General features: G+C 72.6%; 11 protein-coding genes. 9 read left to right on the top strand and 2 right to left on the bottom strand.

Annotated elements, in window-relative coordinates; translation table 11 throughout:
- The first annotated feature begins 164 nt into the window (after nucleotides 1-164).
- The 3 genes from mtrA to ABH931_RS24875 are packed head-to-tail and all read left to right on the top strand — an operon-like array spanning nucleotide 165 to nucleotide 4,864.
- The gene (gene mtrA, locus ABH931_RS24885) at nucleotides 165-842 is read left to right on the top strand and encodes an MtrAB system response regulator MtrA (RefSeq protein WP_042389953.1); all 678 of its coding nucleotides are present in this window, start codon (nucleotides 165-167) and stop codon (nucleotides 840-842) included.
- 1 nt (nucleotide 843) lies between these two features.
- Nucleotides 844-3,033: an MtrAB system histidine kinase MtrB gene (gene mtrB / locus ABH931_RS24880; RefSeq protein WP_370117250.1), complete on the top strand. Its 2,190-nt coding sequence runs from the start codon at nucleotides 844-846 to the stop codon at nucleotides 3,031-3,033.
- Nucleotides 3,020-4,864, top strand: a complete 1,845-nt coding sequence (locus ABH931_RS24875; protein ID WP_370117248.1) for an LpqB family beta-propeller domain-containing protein — start codon at nucleotides 3,020-3,022, stop codon at nucleotides 4,862-4,864. Before mtrB ends, ABH931_RS24875 begins: the two co-directional genes overlap by 14 nt.
- A gap of 34 nt (nucleotides 4,865-4,898) precedes the next feature.
- Here the strand turns inward: ABH931_RS24875 and ABH931_RS24870 are convergent, their stop codons facing one another.
- The gene (locus tag ABH931_RS24870) at nucleotides 4,899-5,600 is read right to left on the bottom strand and encodes a ComF family protein (RefSeq protein ID WP_370117246.1); all 702 of its coding nucleotides are present in this window, start codon (nucleotides 5,598-5,600) and stop codon (nucleotides 4,899-4,901) included.
- Between the two features lie 384 nt (nucleotides 5,601-5,984).
- Here ABH931_RS24870 and hpf point away from each other — a divergent pair, with 384 nt between their 5' ends.
- Both hpf and ABH931_RS24860 read left to right on the top strand, forming a co-directional pair.
- Nucleotides 5,985-6,608 (top strand): ribosome hibernation-promoting factor, HPF/YfiA family, encoded by a 624-nt coding sequence (hpf, locus tag ABH931_RS24865; protein ID WP_370117263.1) that lies wholly within the window; start codon nucleotides 5,985-5,987, stop codon nucleotides 6,606-6,608.
- Nucleotides 6,609-6,804: 196 nt separating this feature from the next.
- Entirely contained in the window at nucleotides 6,805-7,473 is a 669-nt protein-coding gene (locus ABH931_RS24860) for a response regulator transcription factor (RefSeq protein WP_236656654.1), read from the top strand.
- Between the two features lie 6 nt (nucleotides 7,474-7,479).
- On the opposite strand, the gene ABH931_RS24855 is transcribed toward ABH931_RS24860, so the two are convergent.
- Entirely contained in the window at nucleotides 7,480-8,703 is a 1,224-nt protein-coding gene (locus ABH931_RS24855) for a winged helix-turn-helix domain-containing protein (protein WP_370117243.1), read from the bottom strand.
- 256 nt (nucleotides 8,704-8,959) lie between these two features.
- Here ABH931_RS24855 and ABH931_RS24850 point away from each other — a divergent pair, with 256 nt between their 5' ends.
- From ABH931_RS24850 to ABH931_RS24835, 4 genes are all read left to right on the top strand, one after another.
- Entirely contained in the window at nucleotides 8,960-11,176 is a 2,217-nt protein-coding gene (locus tag ABH931_RS24850; RefSeq protein ID WP_370117240.1) for a hypothetical protein, read from the top strand.
- A 109-nt stretch (nucleotides 11,177-11,285) separates the two neighbouring features.
- Entirely contained in the window at nucleotides 11,286-12,908 is a 1,623-nt protein-coding gene (pelF, locus tag ABH931_RS24845; RefSeq protein WP_370117237.1) for a GT4 family glycosyltransferase PelF, read from the top strand.
- Nucleotides 12,905-14,356: a hypothetical protein gene (locus ABH931_RS24840; protein ID WP_370117234.1), complete on the top strand. Its 1,452-nt coding sequence runs from the start codon at nucleotides 12,905-12,907 to the stop codon at nucleotides 14,354-14,356. The genes pelF and ABH931_RS24840 overlap by 4 nt, the downstream gene beginning before the upstream one ends.
- A 536-nt stretch (nucleotides 14,357-14,892) precedes the next feature.
- Nucleotides 14,893-15,741 carry an endo alpha-1,4 polygalactosaminidase gene (locus tag ABH931_RS24835; protein ID WP_370117232.1) on the top strand — a complete coding sequence of 283 codons (849 nt, stop codon included), beginning with the start codon at nucleotides 14,893-14,895 and terminating at the stop codon, nucleotides 15,739-15,741.
- Nucleotides 15,742-15,868: the final 127 nt, after the last annotated feature.

Here is a 15,868-nt window from a genome sequence, read left to right as displayed (position 1 = left end):
ACTGCAGGGGGGACCCTGTGGGAGAGTAGGACGCCGCCGAACAACTATTACAGTGAAGCCCCCTGACCTCCGGTCAGGGGGCTTCACTGCGTTCCCGCAGGTTGTGGCAGAAGTCTCGCCGACTGTGGCCCGGGTCACGTTTCGGATCTGCGACCATGGACACCATGAAGGGACGCGTCCTGATCGTCGATGACGACACTGCTCTGGCCGAGATGCTTGGCATCGTGCTGCGTGGAGAGGGGTTCGAGCCGAGCTTCGTCGCGGACGGCGACAAGGCTCTGGCTGTCTTCCGCGAGGTCAAGCCTGACCTCGTCCTGTTGGACCTGATGCTGCCGGGCAGAGACGGGATCGACGTCTGCCGGCAGATCCGCGCCGAGTCCGGCGTGCCGATCGTCATGCTGACCGCCAAGACCGACACCGTGGACGTGGTGGTCGGGCTTGAGTCCGGCGCCGACGACTACATGACCAAGCCGTTCAAGCCGAAGGAACTCGTCGCCCGCGTGCGCGCGCGTCTGCGCCGTGCTGAGGAGCCGAGCCCGGAGCAGCTGACCATCGGCGACCTGGTGATCGACGTCGCCGGTCACTCGGTCAAGCGTGACGGCCGCAGCATCCCGCTGACGCCGCTGGAGTTCGACCTGCTGGTCGCCTTGGCCCGCAAGCCCTGGCAGGTGTTCACCCGCGAGGTGCTGCTGGAGCAGGTCTGGGGTTACCGGCACGCCGCCGACACCCGCCTGGTCAACGTCCACGTGCAGCGACTCCGCTCGAAGATCGAGCGGGATCCCGAGCGCCCCGAGATCGTCGTGACGGTCCGCGGCGTGGGCTACAAGGCGGGCCCGAACTGAGATGAGCGGTCAGACCCCCGCCGCCCTGCCCGACCCGGACGGCGGGCGGTCGACCGTGCAGGACACGCGGTCCACCTCGGCGAACGCGACGAACCACAAGACGACCCAGCAGCCCTTCTTCAGCGCGCTCGTGCGGCAGCTCCGGCGGCCGTTCCGGCGGGCCGTCGGGCTGTACCGGCGTTCGATCCAGCTCCGCGTCGTGGCGATGACGCTGGTGCTCTCGCTCGGTGTGGTGCTGCTGCTCGGCGTCGTCGTGATGAACCAGGTCCGCAACGGCCTGCTGCAGACGAAGATGCAGTCGGCGCAGACTCAGGCAGAGAGCGGCTTCGCCGCGGCCAGGTCCGCGGCGAACGACCTCAGCACGCTTGCTCACAAGTCCGGCTCCCCGGCGTCGGGGCAGTCCGGTATCAGCCCGACCGCCGGTACCGATACGGCCCTGGACCTCGGTGCGGTCATGACCGACGAGGTCAACGCGCTCGCGCAGAGCGGGGCGGGTTCCTACTACGTCGTGGGGATGCTGCCGTCGGGCAAGGACCCGCGGGCCGCCTCGTCCCGGGCCATGCCGGCTTCGGGGTCGGTGGACCCGACGGCGACGATCCCTGCGGAGCTCCAGCAGCGCGTGGCGGCGGGCGCGGGCGGTGACGCGGCCTCGTTCACGTCGGTGACCTACCGTAACGGCGCGCAGACCGAGCCGGGCGTGGTGATCGGTGAGCAGATCGCGCTGCCGAGCAGCGTGGTCTCCGACGTGGCCACACCCGGCAACGCGTACCAGCTGTACTACGTGTTCCCGTTCACCCAGGAGACCAGCACGCTGAACCTGGTCACCGGGACTCTGGCGACCGCCGGCGTGTTCGTGGTGATCCTGCTGGGGGCGATCTCCTGGCTGGTGGTGCGCCAGGTGGTGACCCCCCTGCGCATGGCGGCCGAGATCTCCGAGCAGTTGGCCTCGGGCCGGCTGGAGGAGCGGATGAAGGTCTCCGGCACGGATGACATCACCCGCCTCGGAGAATCGTTCAACCGCATGGCCGGGGCTCTCCAGGCGCAGATCCGGCAGCTGGAGGAGCTCTCACGCGTCCAGCGCCGCTTCGTGTCCGACGTGTCCCACGAGCTGCGCACCCCGCTGACAACCGTCCGGATGGCCGCAGACCTGCTCTACGAGGCCCGCGAGGACTTCGGCGACCCCATGGCGGAGCGCTCCGCCGAGCTGTTGCAGAACCAGCTGGACCGCTTCGAGTCGCTGCTCGCGGACCTGCTGGAGATCAGCCGGTTCGACGCGGGTGCCGCCATTCTGGACTCCGAGCCGACCGACCTACGCGAGGTGGTGGGCCGGGTCATCGACGCGGCCGGACCGCTGGCCGAGCGGAAGGGCAGCGCGGTGCGCGTCATCGGGGCCGACGAGCCCGTCGTGGCCGAGTGCGACCCGCGCCGGATCGAGCGCATTCTGCGCAACCTGGTGGTCAACGCGCTGGAGCACGGTGAGGGCCGCGACATCGAGGTCCGGATGGCGGCCGGGGACGGCGCGGTCGCGGTCGCGGTGCGCGACCACGGCATCGGGCTCAAGCCCGGCGAGGCCGCACGTGTTTTCAACCGGTTCTGGCGGGCCGACCCGGCGCGTGCCCGGACGACGGGCGGGACGGGCCTCGGCCTGTCCATCGCGCTGGAGGACGCAGCGCTGCACGGCGGCTGGCTGCATGCCTGGGGCGAGCCCGGCGGTGGCTCGCAGTTCCGCCTCACGGTTCCGCGCAGCGCGGGCTCGGAGATCAGCCGGTCGCCGATCCCGCTGGAGCCCGAGGACTCGCGCGGCAACCTCGGCCTCGACCTCTCCGGCAGCCCTTACCGCCGGGCGCGGCCCGCGGGTGCGACGGCGCTTCCTGCCGCGGAGGCGGACCAGGCAGCGACCCAGCCCAGCCTGGGCCCCGGGCTCGGCGGCGTGCTGGGCTACGGCTCGGTCATCCCGGCGCTGCCCGGCCCCACTCGGGGCACCCCGGCCAGCAACCCCGCCGACCTGGGCTCCGTCTCCGGACTCGGGGCGGGCTTCGGTACCGTGGGCGGCCACGTGGTCGTCCCCGGCACGGCGGCGACCCGGACGGACGACCGGCCCGAGAGCCTTGACGCTGCGAGGTGGGACGCCGAAAGCGCGCACGGCAGTGGCCCCGACGGCGAGGATGAGGGAACCCGTGAAGAGGTCTGAGCTGTTGCGACGCCGCCGCACGCTGCGCGGTGTGGCGCTCACCGGCGCCGTCCTCGGGCTGGCCGGCTGCGCCACCATGCCCAGCAACGGTCCGGCCACTCTGGGCCCGACCGAATCCGGGAACACCCAGAACACCCGGGTCGAGCTGGTCCCGGTGCCCCCGGCGCCGGGGGAGGAGCCGGTGGAGCTGCTCCACGGCTACCTCGACTCGCTCGCCAGCGACCAGGGCGACTACCGCACCGCGCGCCAGTACCTGAGCGATCCGGGCTGGAAGCCGTCCGGCGCGGTGACCGTGCTGGACGCCGCCCCCGCTTTTCCGCCGATCCCGGCCAACACGGACGTGAAGAGCCTGTCCATCACGGCGACCGGCAACGAGATCGCCTCGCTGGACACGCACGGCTCCTACACGACCACGCTGCCGCGCCGGTCCGTCAGTGTGCAGTTCCACTTCACGAAGAACGACAAGGGCCAGTGGCGGATCGTGAACCCGCCGTCGACGGTCCTCATCAGCCAGCGGGACTTCCAGCGGATATACGCCTCGGTCAACCTGTACTTCCCCGCCGTGGCCGGTCAGACCGGTGCCGGGGTGAGTCCGCTGGTGGCCGATCCGGTGTTCATCCGCACCCGGGTGGACAACCCCCTACAGACGGCGGCGCAGCAGCTGGTGAACGGACCCAGCACCTGGTTGCAGCCGGCTGTGAACTCGGTCTTCCCTCCCGGGACGAAGGTGCAGCTGGACACCAGCAACGCCCAGGCCGTCAAGGCGTACCTCACGCTGGGCACGGGCGGCGACTGGAGCGGGACGTCGTGCAAGACCATGGCGACGCAGCTGTACGCCACCCTGACCGCGACGGCGAACCAGTCGACCTCCGTGACGCTCTACCAGGGCAAGGGCGGCCCGGCTCAGTGCGCAGCCGGTACGGAGGGTGCGTTCAACCCCGTCCAGGTCGGGACGACGGCGTACTTCCTGGGGCCGGACCACCAGCTCAAGAGCGTCTCGCCCAGCGTGGACGCGAGCAACGGGGACAGGTTCGTCATCGAGGACGTTGCCGGCAAGCTGGTCCCGCCGGGCGTGACGATCGGCTCCTTCGCGGTCTCGCCGACGGGTGACGGTTCGGTGGCCTCCGTCTCGGCGGACGGCCGTGACCTCTACCTGAGCGCTCTGGGGCACGGCACCGCGCCGACCACGCCGGTGCTGCGCGGCGCCGGCGCCGGTGCGCTGTCGTCGCCGAGCTTCGACGGGACCGGCACGCTGTGGGTGGCCGACTCGGACCCGGGCGGCAAGCCGCTGCGCGCGGTCATCGGCGGCACACCGGTACCGGTGGACATCCAGGGCCTGCCGGACGGCGCGACGATCCAGCAGGTCCGGGTCGCTCCGGACGGTGTGCGGATCGCCCTGCTGGTGCAGAGCGGCGCCAGCACGACCCTCCAGATCGGGCGGGTGCAGCGCGTCGGGGGTGCCGACGACCAGAGCCACCCGTCCCCGGCGTTCTCGGTGCAGGACCTGCGGACGACGGCGGTGGGGATCAGCTCCATCTCCTCCATGGCGTGGCAGGACGGCGACGGACTGGTGGTCGTGGGTCAGCAGACGGGGACCACGAGCGTGATCCCCGTCGAGATGGACGGCTCCCCGTCCACGGCGGGGACGATCCAGACACTCAACGGCGTCACCGACGTCACCGCTCTGCCCGGGGATCTGGGGCAGTGGCTGTTCGCCACCGCCAAGAGCCCCGACGAGGAGATCTTCGCGTCCCAGCTGACGGAGTTCCGCTGGGTCCAGGTGCAGAACGGTGGGTCCAGCAAGGGCAGCGGCGTGCGCTTCCCCGGCTGACGCCGGGCTGCGCCCCACACGGCCACCCAGGGGCTCACGCCGCGGCGACGACCGCTGCGGCGAGAACGTCGATGCCGGCCTCGGCGAGGGCGCGGGATGCCTCGGCGAGGCTCGCGCCGGTGGTGACCAGGTCGTCGACGAGGACCACGTGGCCGTCGCGGAGGAGACCGGCGTCGTGGGTGGCCCCGAGCGCGCCGGAGAGGTTGCGGAGCCGGGCCGCGGCGTCGAGGCCGGACTGGTCGGCGACCGCGCGGGTGTGACGCAGCGCGGGGACGACGCGGGCGGGAACACCCCGGGCCCGCAGTGACCGCGTCGCCGCGCGGGCGAGGCGGACGGTGGGGTCGTGGCCGCGGGCGCGGGTGGCGGACACGGTCGAGGGCATCGGGACGAGCAGCAGCGGGCGCGCGTCGCGTCGGTGGGGCGCGGGGGCCAGGGGGACCGCCGCGTGCACGGCGTGCGCGAGGGCGCGCCCCAGCGGCGGCGCGAGCCGCAATGCTCCGCGCTCCTTGTGGGCGAGCAGGGCCTGGCGCACCGCGCCGGCGTAGGGCAGGGCGGCGTAGGTCTCGGGCAGGCCGGGCGCGGGGTGGCCGGGCCGGGCCAGAGTCGGATCGGCCTCCTCGAGCAGGGCCCGGCAGGGCGCGCAGAGCTGGGCGTGCGGCCCGCCGCAACCGACGCACACGGTGGGCAGCAGCAGGTCCAGTACGGCGTCGAGCGCGCGAATCGGTGACCGTTCCACGGCGCCTCCCCATCGAGAAGGAGTTACGGTCGGAGATACACACGGAAGGAGTGCCAAGAGTGCCCCGACCACCCCGATGACGAGGGCCATTCACGCGATGTTCATCCGAACGGGGGCCGTGGCCGCGCGGGGGCTGTACAAGCACCGCGTGCCCGGCGAATTTGGACGTCAGGACCTATGGCCCTCTGACCCGGGACTTCAGACCCGAGTAGGACAGGCGAAACCCAGGGAACCGTTGTTCCATGGGGTTCCCACCGTTCCCACTGGGGATGAAGGGGACAGAGCGGCGGTCCCGCCCGACCCCGAGCGGGTGGGCTGCGTACTCGACGGGCCTTGCGGACCTCTGGGTTCGCGGGCATGAAGCGCGAAGGATCGGAGTTCTGCGTGGACATCGTCGTCAAGGGTCGCAAGACCGAGGTTCCTGAGCGGTTCCGCAGGCACGTCGCCGAGAAGCTCGAGCGGATCAACAAGCTCGACGGCAAGGTGATCAGTGTCGACGTGGAGCTGTCGAAGGAGCACAACCCGCGCCAGTCCGACCACGCCGACCAGGTGGAGATCACCCTCCGCAGCCGTGGCCCGATCATCCGGGCGGAGGCCAGCTCCTCCGACCCGTACTCCGCCCTCGACCTCGCCTCCGCCAAGCTGGACGCCCAGCTGCGGAAGGCGGCGGACCGGCGGCGGGTCAGCAAGGGGCCGCGGTCCCCGATGAGCGTCGCCGAGGCGACCGCCGCGCTGTCGGACACGCCGGGGCAGGCGACGCCCGAGGAGCTGAGCCCGCCCAAGAGGACGATGCAGGGATCTGTGGCGGTGGAGGGCGACGGGCCGCTCGTGGTCCGCGAGAAGACCCACCCGGCCGCCCCGATGGCGCTGGACCAGGCGCTCTACGAGATGGAGCTGGTCGGCCACGACTTCTACCTGTTCGTGGACTCGGACACGCTCCAGCCGAGCGTGGTGTACCGGCGGCACGCCTACGACTACGGTGTGATCCACCTGAAGGTCGAGGAGTGACGGCCGCCCCAGCGACGGCTGCCTCAACAACGGCTGCCTCAACAACGGCCGCCTGACGGACTGACCGCTACAGCAGGACCGACAGAGGGTTCCTCCGGCACACTTCCGGGGGAACCCTCTTCGGGCGCGTGATCGCGACCCCCGCGAAGCGTGGAATCATGTCGGTGACAGCCGCCCACCGAGGGGGAGGGACCGGATGGTGGAGCCGATCCGGGTACTGGTCGTGGACGACCACGCGCTGTTCCGGCGCGGACTGGAGATCGTCCTTGCCCAGGAGGAGGACATCGCCGTCGTCGGCGAGGCCGGAGACGGCGCGGAGGCCGTCGAGAAGGCCGCCGATCTGCTGCCCGACATCATCCTGATGGACGTGCGGATGCCGCGTCGTGGCGGCATCGAGGCCTGCACGGCCATCAAGGAGGTCGCGCCCAGCACGAAGATCATCATGCTGACGATCAGCGACGAGGAGGCCGACCTCTACGAGGCGATCAAGGCGGGGGCCACCGGGTACCTGCTCAAGGAGATCTCCACGGACGAGGTGGCCACCGCGATCCGTGCGGTGGCCGACGGGCAGTCGCAGATCAGCCCCTCGATGGCGGCCAAGCTGCTGACCGAGTTCAAGTCCATGATCCAAAAGCGGACGGACCAGCAGGATCTGCTGCCCGCACCGCGGCTGACGGACCGCGAGATGGAGGTGCTGAAGCTGGTGGCCACGGGGCTCAACAACCGGGACATCGCCAAGCAGCTCTTCATCAGCGAGAACACCGTGAAGAACCACGTGCGCAACATTCTGGAGAAGCTCCAGCTCCACTCGCGCATGGAGGCCGTGGTCTACGCGATGCGCGAGAAGATCCTCGAAATAGGCTGACCGGGCTCAGGCGGCGAGCAGCTTCTCCAGGGCCGGGCGCAGTGCCTCGTCGTGGAGCTGCTCGACGCGGACGGACGAGCAGCCGACCCACTCGGCGGCCTCGCGCAGCGACTCCGCGAGCGCCGGGACGGCCTTCGGCGTGGTGAGGGAGACCTGACGTGCCACCAGCGTCGAGCCCTCGCGTGCCGGATCAACCCGGCCGACCAGCTGCCCGCCGGAGAGCAGCGGCATGGTGAAGTACCCGTGCACGCGCTTGTGCTTGGGCGTGTAGGCCTCCAGGCGGTGCGTGAAGCCGAAGACGCGCTCGGTGCGGGCGCGGTCCCAGATCAGGGAGTCGAACGGGGAGAGCAGGGTGGTGCGGTGCCGCCCACGCGGCTGCGCCTCGAAGGCGGCGAGTGCGGCCGGATCCGCCCAGGCGCGGGCAGGCTCCGCGGCGGAGCCGGGGCGGCCCCAGCCGGCCACCTCGACCGGCACCAGGCCGGAGGCCGGCAGGGCCGCGGCGACCTGTTCGACCTTGAGCCGGTGGTAGTCGGCCAGATCCTTCTCGGTGGCCACCCCCAGGGCCCGGCCGGACTGGAGGACCAGCTGCCGCAGGCATGCCTCGTCGTCCGGCTCGGCGGCCAGCAGCTCGGCCGGGACGGCCTGCTCCGCCAGCGTGTAGACGCGGCGCCAGCCGCGGCGCTCCGCGCAGACCACGACGCCGGTGTCGAGCAGCCACTCGACGGCGATCTTGGACTCGGACCAGTCCCACCACTCGCCGCCCTTCTTGGCGCCGCCCAGCTCCTTGGTGGTGAGCGGGCCCTCGGCGCGCAGCCTGGCGACGATCTCGGCGCAGGAGCGCTCCGCGTCCTCCATCCGGTGCCAGCGGTGGCCGCGCCGCTCGAAGGCGCGCCGCCGGAAGGCGAAGAGCGGCCACTCCTCGACGGGAAGCACGCAGGCGGCGTGCGACCAGTACTCGAAGGAGCGGTTGCCGCTCCAGTAGGCCGCCTCCACCGCCTCGCGCCCGACCGCGCCGAGACGGGCGTAGGGGATCAGCTCGTGGGAGCGGGCCAGCACGGAGATGGTGTCCAACTGGACCGAGCCCAGCCGCCGCAGCATCGCCCGGACGCCGCCGCGCCGGTCGGGCGCACCGAGGAGGCCCTGGGCGCGCAGCGCGATCCGGCGGGCCTCGTCGTTGGACAGCTCGGTCGTGGATGACTCGGCGGTGGACGGCTCGGACGCAGTGCTCATGCTCCGAAGCCTAGGCGGACCGACTGACACGACCCGCCTGATCGAGTGAGCCTAATCAAACGCGTGTCCCGAACCTCACGCTCAGGAGTGGAGAAAACAGCTCGGGGCCCGTTCCTGACGGACCCCGCTCCTAGCCTGGTCACGCAGCTGATGGAGCTGCCCTGTGGGGGCTTACGGGGATTCCTCATTCTTCGGTGATTTCTTTCTATTTCTTGGCGCGTGCGCTCAGTGCTGCCCGCGCCCGGGAGGGGACGACATGGGTCGCAGGACCCGATGGGCCGCCGCGTTCGTCGCGGCGGGGCTGCTGGCGTGTACGGCGCCGGCGGTCGGGGCGCAGGCCGCGAGCAGCACGCAGCGGATCGACCTCAAGGTGCTCGTGGTCGACGACGGTGGGCCGTCCGTGGCCGCCATCGTCAACGAGCTGGACCTCACCGGCACGCCCTACACACGGGTGAGCCTGAACGACGCGAGCCGGCCGGTGATCAACGCCGCGTTCCTCAGCGGCACCGACTCCTCGGGCCGTGCCGAGGGCCGGTACCAGGCCGTGGTGCTGCCCAACAACGCGCCGTTCCCGGCCGGTTCGGCCGAGATGGCGGCGCTGCAGAGCTACGAGCAGCAGTTCGCCGTGCGGCAGGTCGACGCCTACACCTACGCGCAGCCGTCGGTCGGCCTCAACTGGGCGGCCAGCCCGGGCTACATCGGCGCCCTGGACGGCATGCAGGGCACGGTCACCTCGGCCGGGCTCGGCGGCTCCTTCCGCTACCTCAAGGGTGGCGTCCCGTTCGAGGACAACGACCCGAACGTGACCGAGAGCTACGGCTACCTGGCCACCCCGCTCGCCACCCAGGCGGCCGGTGCCTCGTTCACCCCGCTGGTCACCATGCCGATCCCGAACGCCGGCGGCGCCCAGGGCGTGCTGGCCGGGGAGTACGACCACGGCGGCGTCTCCGAGCTGGTGCTCACCTTCGCCTACAACCAGTACCAGCAGCAGTACCGCCTGCTGGCCCGCGGCATCGTCGACTGGATGACCCAGGGCATCCACCTCGGCTACGACCGCAACTACTTCGCCATGCACGTCGACGACGTCTTCCTGCCGGACGACCGGTGGAGCTCCACGGCCAAGTGCACCCCAGGCGACGCGGCCTCCGCCTGTCAGGGCACCCCGGCCGCCTCCGAGATCCGGATGACGCCCGCCGACGTCACCTACGCGCAGCAGTGGGAGAAGGCGAACAACTTCACCTTCGACTTCCTCTTCAACGGTGGCGGCAGCGACGACGCCACCCAGAACGGCACCGTCGACGACCCGTTGACGGACTCCCTGCTGCAGAACAAGTCCTCGTTCCGCTGGGTCAACCACACCTACGACCACCCGTTCCTGGGCTGCGTGCAGAACACCGCCACCGTCCCGTGGTCCTGCACCACGGGCGCGAACGGCGCCACCCAGTGGGTCGACCAGCAGACCATCCAGAGCGCGATCAGCAACAACGTCACCTGGGCCGCCCAGCACGGGCTCTCCATCGACTCAAGTGAGTTGGTCACCGGCGAGCACTCGGGCCTGAAGACGCTGCCGCAGCAGCCCGTCGACAACCCCAACCTCGCCCCCGCCCTGGCCGCCACCGGCGTGAAGTGGACGGGCAGCGACCACTCCCGCGAGCCCGACCAGCGGGCCGTCGGCAGCAGCACGCTCACCGTGCCGCGTTTCCCGATGAACGTCTACTACAACGCCGGCAAGGTCGCCGACGAGGTCGACGAGTACAACTGGCTCTACACCGCCACCGCCCAGGGCGGCAGCGGCATCTGCACCGCCAACCCGGCCACCAGCACCTGCCTGCCCGCGCCGTTGGACGAGAGCACCGGCTACAGCAGCTACATCGTCCCGCTGGAGGCCCGCATCGACATGGGCCACATCCTCGGGGACAACCCCGACCCGCACTACGCCCACCAGTCCAACCTGACCGAGGACCGCCTCCTCTACCCGGTGCTGGACACCTTGTTCGCCTCCTACAACCAGCTGCTGGCGAGCGACGCCCCGATGGTCAACCTGCGCGAGTCCGCCATCGGCGCCGAGCTGCAGCAGCGCTCCACCTGGCAGTCCGCGGTGACGGCCGGCAAGGTCACCGCCTACCGGGTGGGCAGCACCGTCACCGTCCAGGCCCCGGCCGGCGTGCAGGTGCCGGTCACCATGCCGACCGGCACGGTCCAGCCGGGTCTGCTGGGTCTGGTCTCCACCCCTGCCGGTACCGCGTACGCCGGTGAGCTCTCCGGCTGGCTCACGCCCAAGCTGCTGCAGAGCGGCGTCACGCTGACCCTCAACGCGGCGGGCACCCCGGCGGCCGCCCCGGCGACCACGACGGCGAAGGCCGCTCCGGCGGTCGCCCCGGCCGCGGTCAAGCCCTACCAGCCGGCCTCGGTGGCGCGTCAGGTGCCGCTCACCACGAGCGCGGTGGCGGCGCTTCCGAAGAGCAAGAAGTAAGCGCCGGAGCAAGAGTCACACCTGGCAAGACCGTCCAGGGTCAGGGTCCGGGAGCACGACGCCCCGGGCCCTGATCCGCCGCGAACCGCCCGAGGGGGGCCGAGCCCGTATGAACAGCGCCCGCAGGAACAGCCCTGGGCCGCTGGAGGTCACCTTGCTGACGGAGGGCACCTATCCGTACATCCACGGCGGCGTCAGCACCTGGTGCGACCAGTTGGTCCAGGGGATGCCCGACGTCCGCTTCCACGTCCTGGGGATCACCGGCTCCGGGGAGGAGCCCGTCGTCTGGCCGCTGCCACCGCAGATCGCCTCGGTCAGCTCGGTGCCCATGTGGGGTCCGGCGCCGCAGGGCCGCGCCCCGCGCGGGCGGGCGCTGCGGCGCTTCCTCGCCGGCTACGAGCGCTTCCTGCTCTCCCTGCTCGACCCCGACTTCGAGCACCACTTCGCCGACGAGCTCTACGAGCTCTCCGAGTTCGCCCTCACCGGCGGCTCGTTGACGGCGGCGCTGCGCACCGAGGGGGCGCTGCGCTCGCTCCAGGGTGTCTGGCGGCTCCCGTTCCTGCCCACCAGCGGCGATCGTCCCACCCTGCGCGACGCGTTGGAGGGCACCGACCTGCTGGAGCACGCGCTGCGCCCGCTCGCCGTCCAGCCGCCCGCGCGCGGCGTCGCGCACGTCGCCACCGGTGGGCTGGCGGCGTTGCCCGCGCTCGCCGCCCGGCGCTTCCACGGCGTGCCGCTGCTCCTGTCCGAGCACGGCATCTACCTGCGCGAGCGCTTCCTCGGCTTCCGCAGCGCGCCGTTCGCCCGCCCCGTGAAGACGCTGCTGCTGGGCTTCTACCGGATGCTCGCCACCGAGAGCTACGCAAGCGCGGACGTGGTCGCTCCCTGCAACCGCTACAACCGGCGCTGGGAGGAGCGCGGCGGCTGCGACCCGGCGCGCATCCGCACCGTCTACAACGGGGTGGATCTGCGGCAGTTCCCGCTCGCCGGTCCCGAACCCGAGGAGCTGACGCTCAGTTGGGCCGGGCGGATCGATCCGATCAAGGACTTGGAGACGCTGCTGCGGGCCTTCGCCCTGATCCGGGCCGAGCTGCCGCAGGTGCGGCTGCGCCTCTTCGGCGGCGTCCCGGCCGGGGGAGAGGAGTACCGGGCCCGTCTCGACGCGCTCGCGGCGGAGCTCGGCGTCACCGACGCGGTTCTCTTCGAGGGCCGGATCGACGCGGTCAAGGACGCGTATGCGGCGGGCTCGGTGGTGCTGCTCTCCAGCATCTCCGAGGGCTTCCCGTTCAGCCTGATCGAGGCGATGGCCTGCGGCCGCGCGACTGTCTCGACGGACGTCGGCGGGGTGCGGGAGGCGGTCGGCGACACCGGCCTGGTCGTCCCGCCGCGCGAGCCCGAGGCGCTGGCGGCGGCGACGCTCGCCCTGCTGCGCGATCCGTGGGAGCGTGCCCGGCTGGGCGCGGCCGCGCGGCGCCGGGTGGTGGAGCACTTCACCGTGGAGCGCACGGTCGCCGAGTTCCACGGGCTCTACGCGGAGCTCGCCCGCTCCGCGGGTCAGGTCGCGGATGCGGCCCGGCCGGTTCTGCCGCGGCAACGCGGTCCGCAGCAGGGCGTGGTGGCCGGACCCGGCCCGGCGGCGGACCCGGGGAGCGGGCCTTCGGCAGGCACGGTGCTCGGTGCCGGCTCGGCCCGGGCAAAGGCGGGCCTCGGCGTCGACGGGGTGGCCGCGTGAGCGGATTCGTCGAGCTGGTGCGGGGCCTGCGCCTGGAGGCCGCACCCGCTCCGCTGCCGCACGTGGTCGCGGACGATCCCGCCGAGGAGATCGCGGCGCGGTTCGCCGGGGTCGCGGCGGGGGCGGTGCACGCGTGGGAGCTCGTCGCCGCGATCGAGGCCGAGGGGCTGACCGACGGGCAGATACAGCAGCGCTATGGCCGCCGGGACGCCTTCGAGTTGGGCGAGGAGCTGTTCGCCCGCAGCCACCCGGAGGCGTCCAGGTCCCGGGGCCACGGCGCCGCCGTGCCGAAGCGCGTGCGGGCGCGGATGCACCGCACGACCCGCGCGTCGGCCTGGGGGGTGCCGGTCCCGCGCAGCGCGCTGCGCGGGGTGCTGTTCGCCTTACCGGGCCTGGCGTTCGTGTTGGCGGCGCCGCCGCGCGGCTCGATCTGGTGCGCGGGCTCGGCGCTGCTGTTCAGCTGGAGCTGGAGCCAGGCCGTCGCCCACCTCGGCTACACACGCCTCGGCCGCGGCGACCGGGTCGGCGCCGCCACGGCCATGGCCCGTGGCGGTGCGACGGGCGCGGCCCTCTGCCTGGTCGTGGCCGTGGCGTTCGCCCTGCCGACGGGCGCGACGGCGCCCGCCGTCGGGTTCGCCGCCGGTCAGGCCCTCTACTTCGCCGCGGCGACGGCGCTGCTGGTCCTCGGCCGCGAGCGTGCTCTCGCCGCCGCCCTCGCCCCCGTGGCGCTCGGTTCGGCGTGGCTGCTGCTCGCGCGCCCGACGGGCCTGCCCGGACCGCCGGGTCCCCTCGGTCCGGTGCTCGTTCTTCTCTCGCTGGCGCTGACGCTGCGGGCCGGCTGGCGCGAAACCGGCGGCGCGGCGCCGTGGACGGCGCGCGGGCGCGCGGCCGGTGGCGCGGGCGCGGTCGAGCGGGCGGGGGAGTGGGCCGGGGCTGTGCAGGCCGGGGCGTTCGGCCTCGCGGTGGCCGTGCTGACCCTGGCCCGGGTCGGGCCCACCACCGTGGCGCTGACGCTCAGCATGGGCGGGGCGGAGTGGTTCCTGGCCCGCTGCCGGGCCACCACCGACCTCGCCCTCGGCCGGGCCGGGGCGCCCCGCGAGTTCCACGGCCTCGTCCTCGGCGCGCTGGCGCGCTGCCTCGGCGGCTACGTGCTGCTGGTCATGACGCTCGCCTGGCTCGCCGAACAGGTCTGGCCCGGCGCGCCGGGCCCCGGCGCCCCCGACCTGGGCGCCCTCGCGGCCGCGATCTGGAGCGCCCAGCTCCTCCAGTCCCTCGGCCTGCTCCCGCGTGCCACGACCGGCGTCTGCGCAGCCGCCGCCGCCCTGGTCGGCGCCCGCGCGGCAGGCGTCGCCGCGGCCACGGCCCAGACCACGGTCAGTCTCGTCGCCGCCGCGACCCTCGCCGCGGTCGCGGCCCTGGCGGTGACGACGGCAACCCGACACCGATGAGGGCCGCGCGGAGCGCGGGGGGAACGGGATCGGTGGTGACGGATCGGAGGCGACACATGGTGGCAGCACGAAGGCCGGCCCGCCGCGAAGCACCGCCCGGCGGTAGCGGGCCGTGGCAGCGGGCGGGTGCGGGGCGGGCGGTTCGCGGGGGGACCGAGCCTGGGCGGCCCGGCGCTGGGCGGGCCCTGGCCGGGAAGGTGCTGCCCGACGGAAGTACGGCGCGGCAGGGGACCGGCGCTTGGCGGACGGGCGCTTGGCGGACTGTGCTCGGGTGGGTGGTGTCGGGGGCTTGGCGGATGGCGTTGCCCGGGACCGGGCCTGGGCGGGCCCTGGCCGGGAAGGTGCTGCCCGACGGGAGCGCAGCGCGGCAGCGGGCGGGTGCGGGGCGGGCGGTTCGCGGGGGGACCGAGCCCGGGCGGCCCGGTGCTGGACGGGCGCTGGCTGGGCGGGCCTTGCCTGGGCAGGCGCCGCCCGGCGGAAGCGGGACGCGGTGGCGGGCGCGCGTTGGGCGCGCGATGCGGGGGCACGGAGTGGTGGTGCTGTTGTCGGTCTTCGTTCTTGCCGCCTGCGCCGGGGCGGGGGGAGCGGGGCGGGCGGTCGTTGCGAGCACGGCGGGCGGCCGCGCCGCCAAGGCGCCGATGTCGGTGGCCGCGCCGCGGGTGGCCGGGACGGCCGCGCCCGCTGGGTGGTGGCAGCCGCGGGCCGGGCTCGGATGGCAGTGGCAGCTCACCACGCCTGTGGACACGTCCGTCCGCGCCGATGTCTACGACATCGACGCCGACGACAACGCGGCCGATGTCGTGGCCGCGCTGCACCGGGCCGGACGGCGGGTCATCTGCTATGTCAACGCCGGTGCGTGGGAACCGTACCGGGCGGATGCCGGGAACTACCCGAAGGTGTTGCTCGGCAAGGCCCTCGACGGGTGGCCGGACGAACGGTGGCTCGACATCCGGCGGCTGGACCTGCTGGCGCCGCTGCTGGCCCACCGGCTCGACACCTGCAAGGCCAAGGGCTTCGACGGCGTGGAACCGGACAACGTGGACGGCTACACCAACGACACGGGCTTTGCGCTGACCGCCGCCGACCAGCTCGCCTTCGACCGCGCGCTCGCGCGCCTCGCGCACCAGCGGGGGCTGGCCGTCGGGTTGAAGAACGATTTCGACCAGGTGGCCGCGCTCGCGCCGGACTTCGACTACGGCGTCGACGAGCAGTGCGCCGAGCTGGACACCTGCTCCGCGCTGAGCGCCTTCGTCAGGGCCGGCAAGCCCGTCTTCGACGCCGAGTACGCCGTGCCGACCTCCGGCTTCTGCACGCTCACCCGGGGTCTGGGAATCAGCGCGATCCGCAAGCGTCTGGAGCTCGACGCCTGGAGGCAGACCTGCTGAGTCCGCCCGAAGTCCGCTCGAAGGAAATTCCCACTGTCCGTTTTCGACCGCTGTCGACTGAAAAAGAATGCCACTCGCGCGGACGACACCATGCGCCGTGCTGACGGACCTCCCGGCAGCATGGGCT

Source organism: Streptacidiphilus sp. MAP12-33, assembly GCF_041261265.1.
Taxonomy (GTDB): Bacteria; Actinomycetota; Actinomycetes; order Streptomycetales; family Streptomycetaceae; genus Streptacidiphilus.
This window is presented reverse-complemented; position numbering and strand designations above follow the sequence as displayed.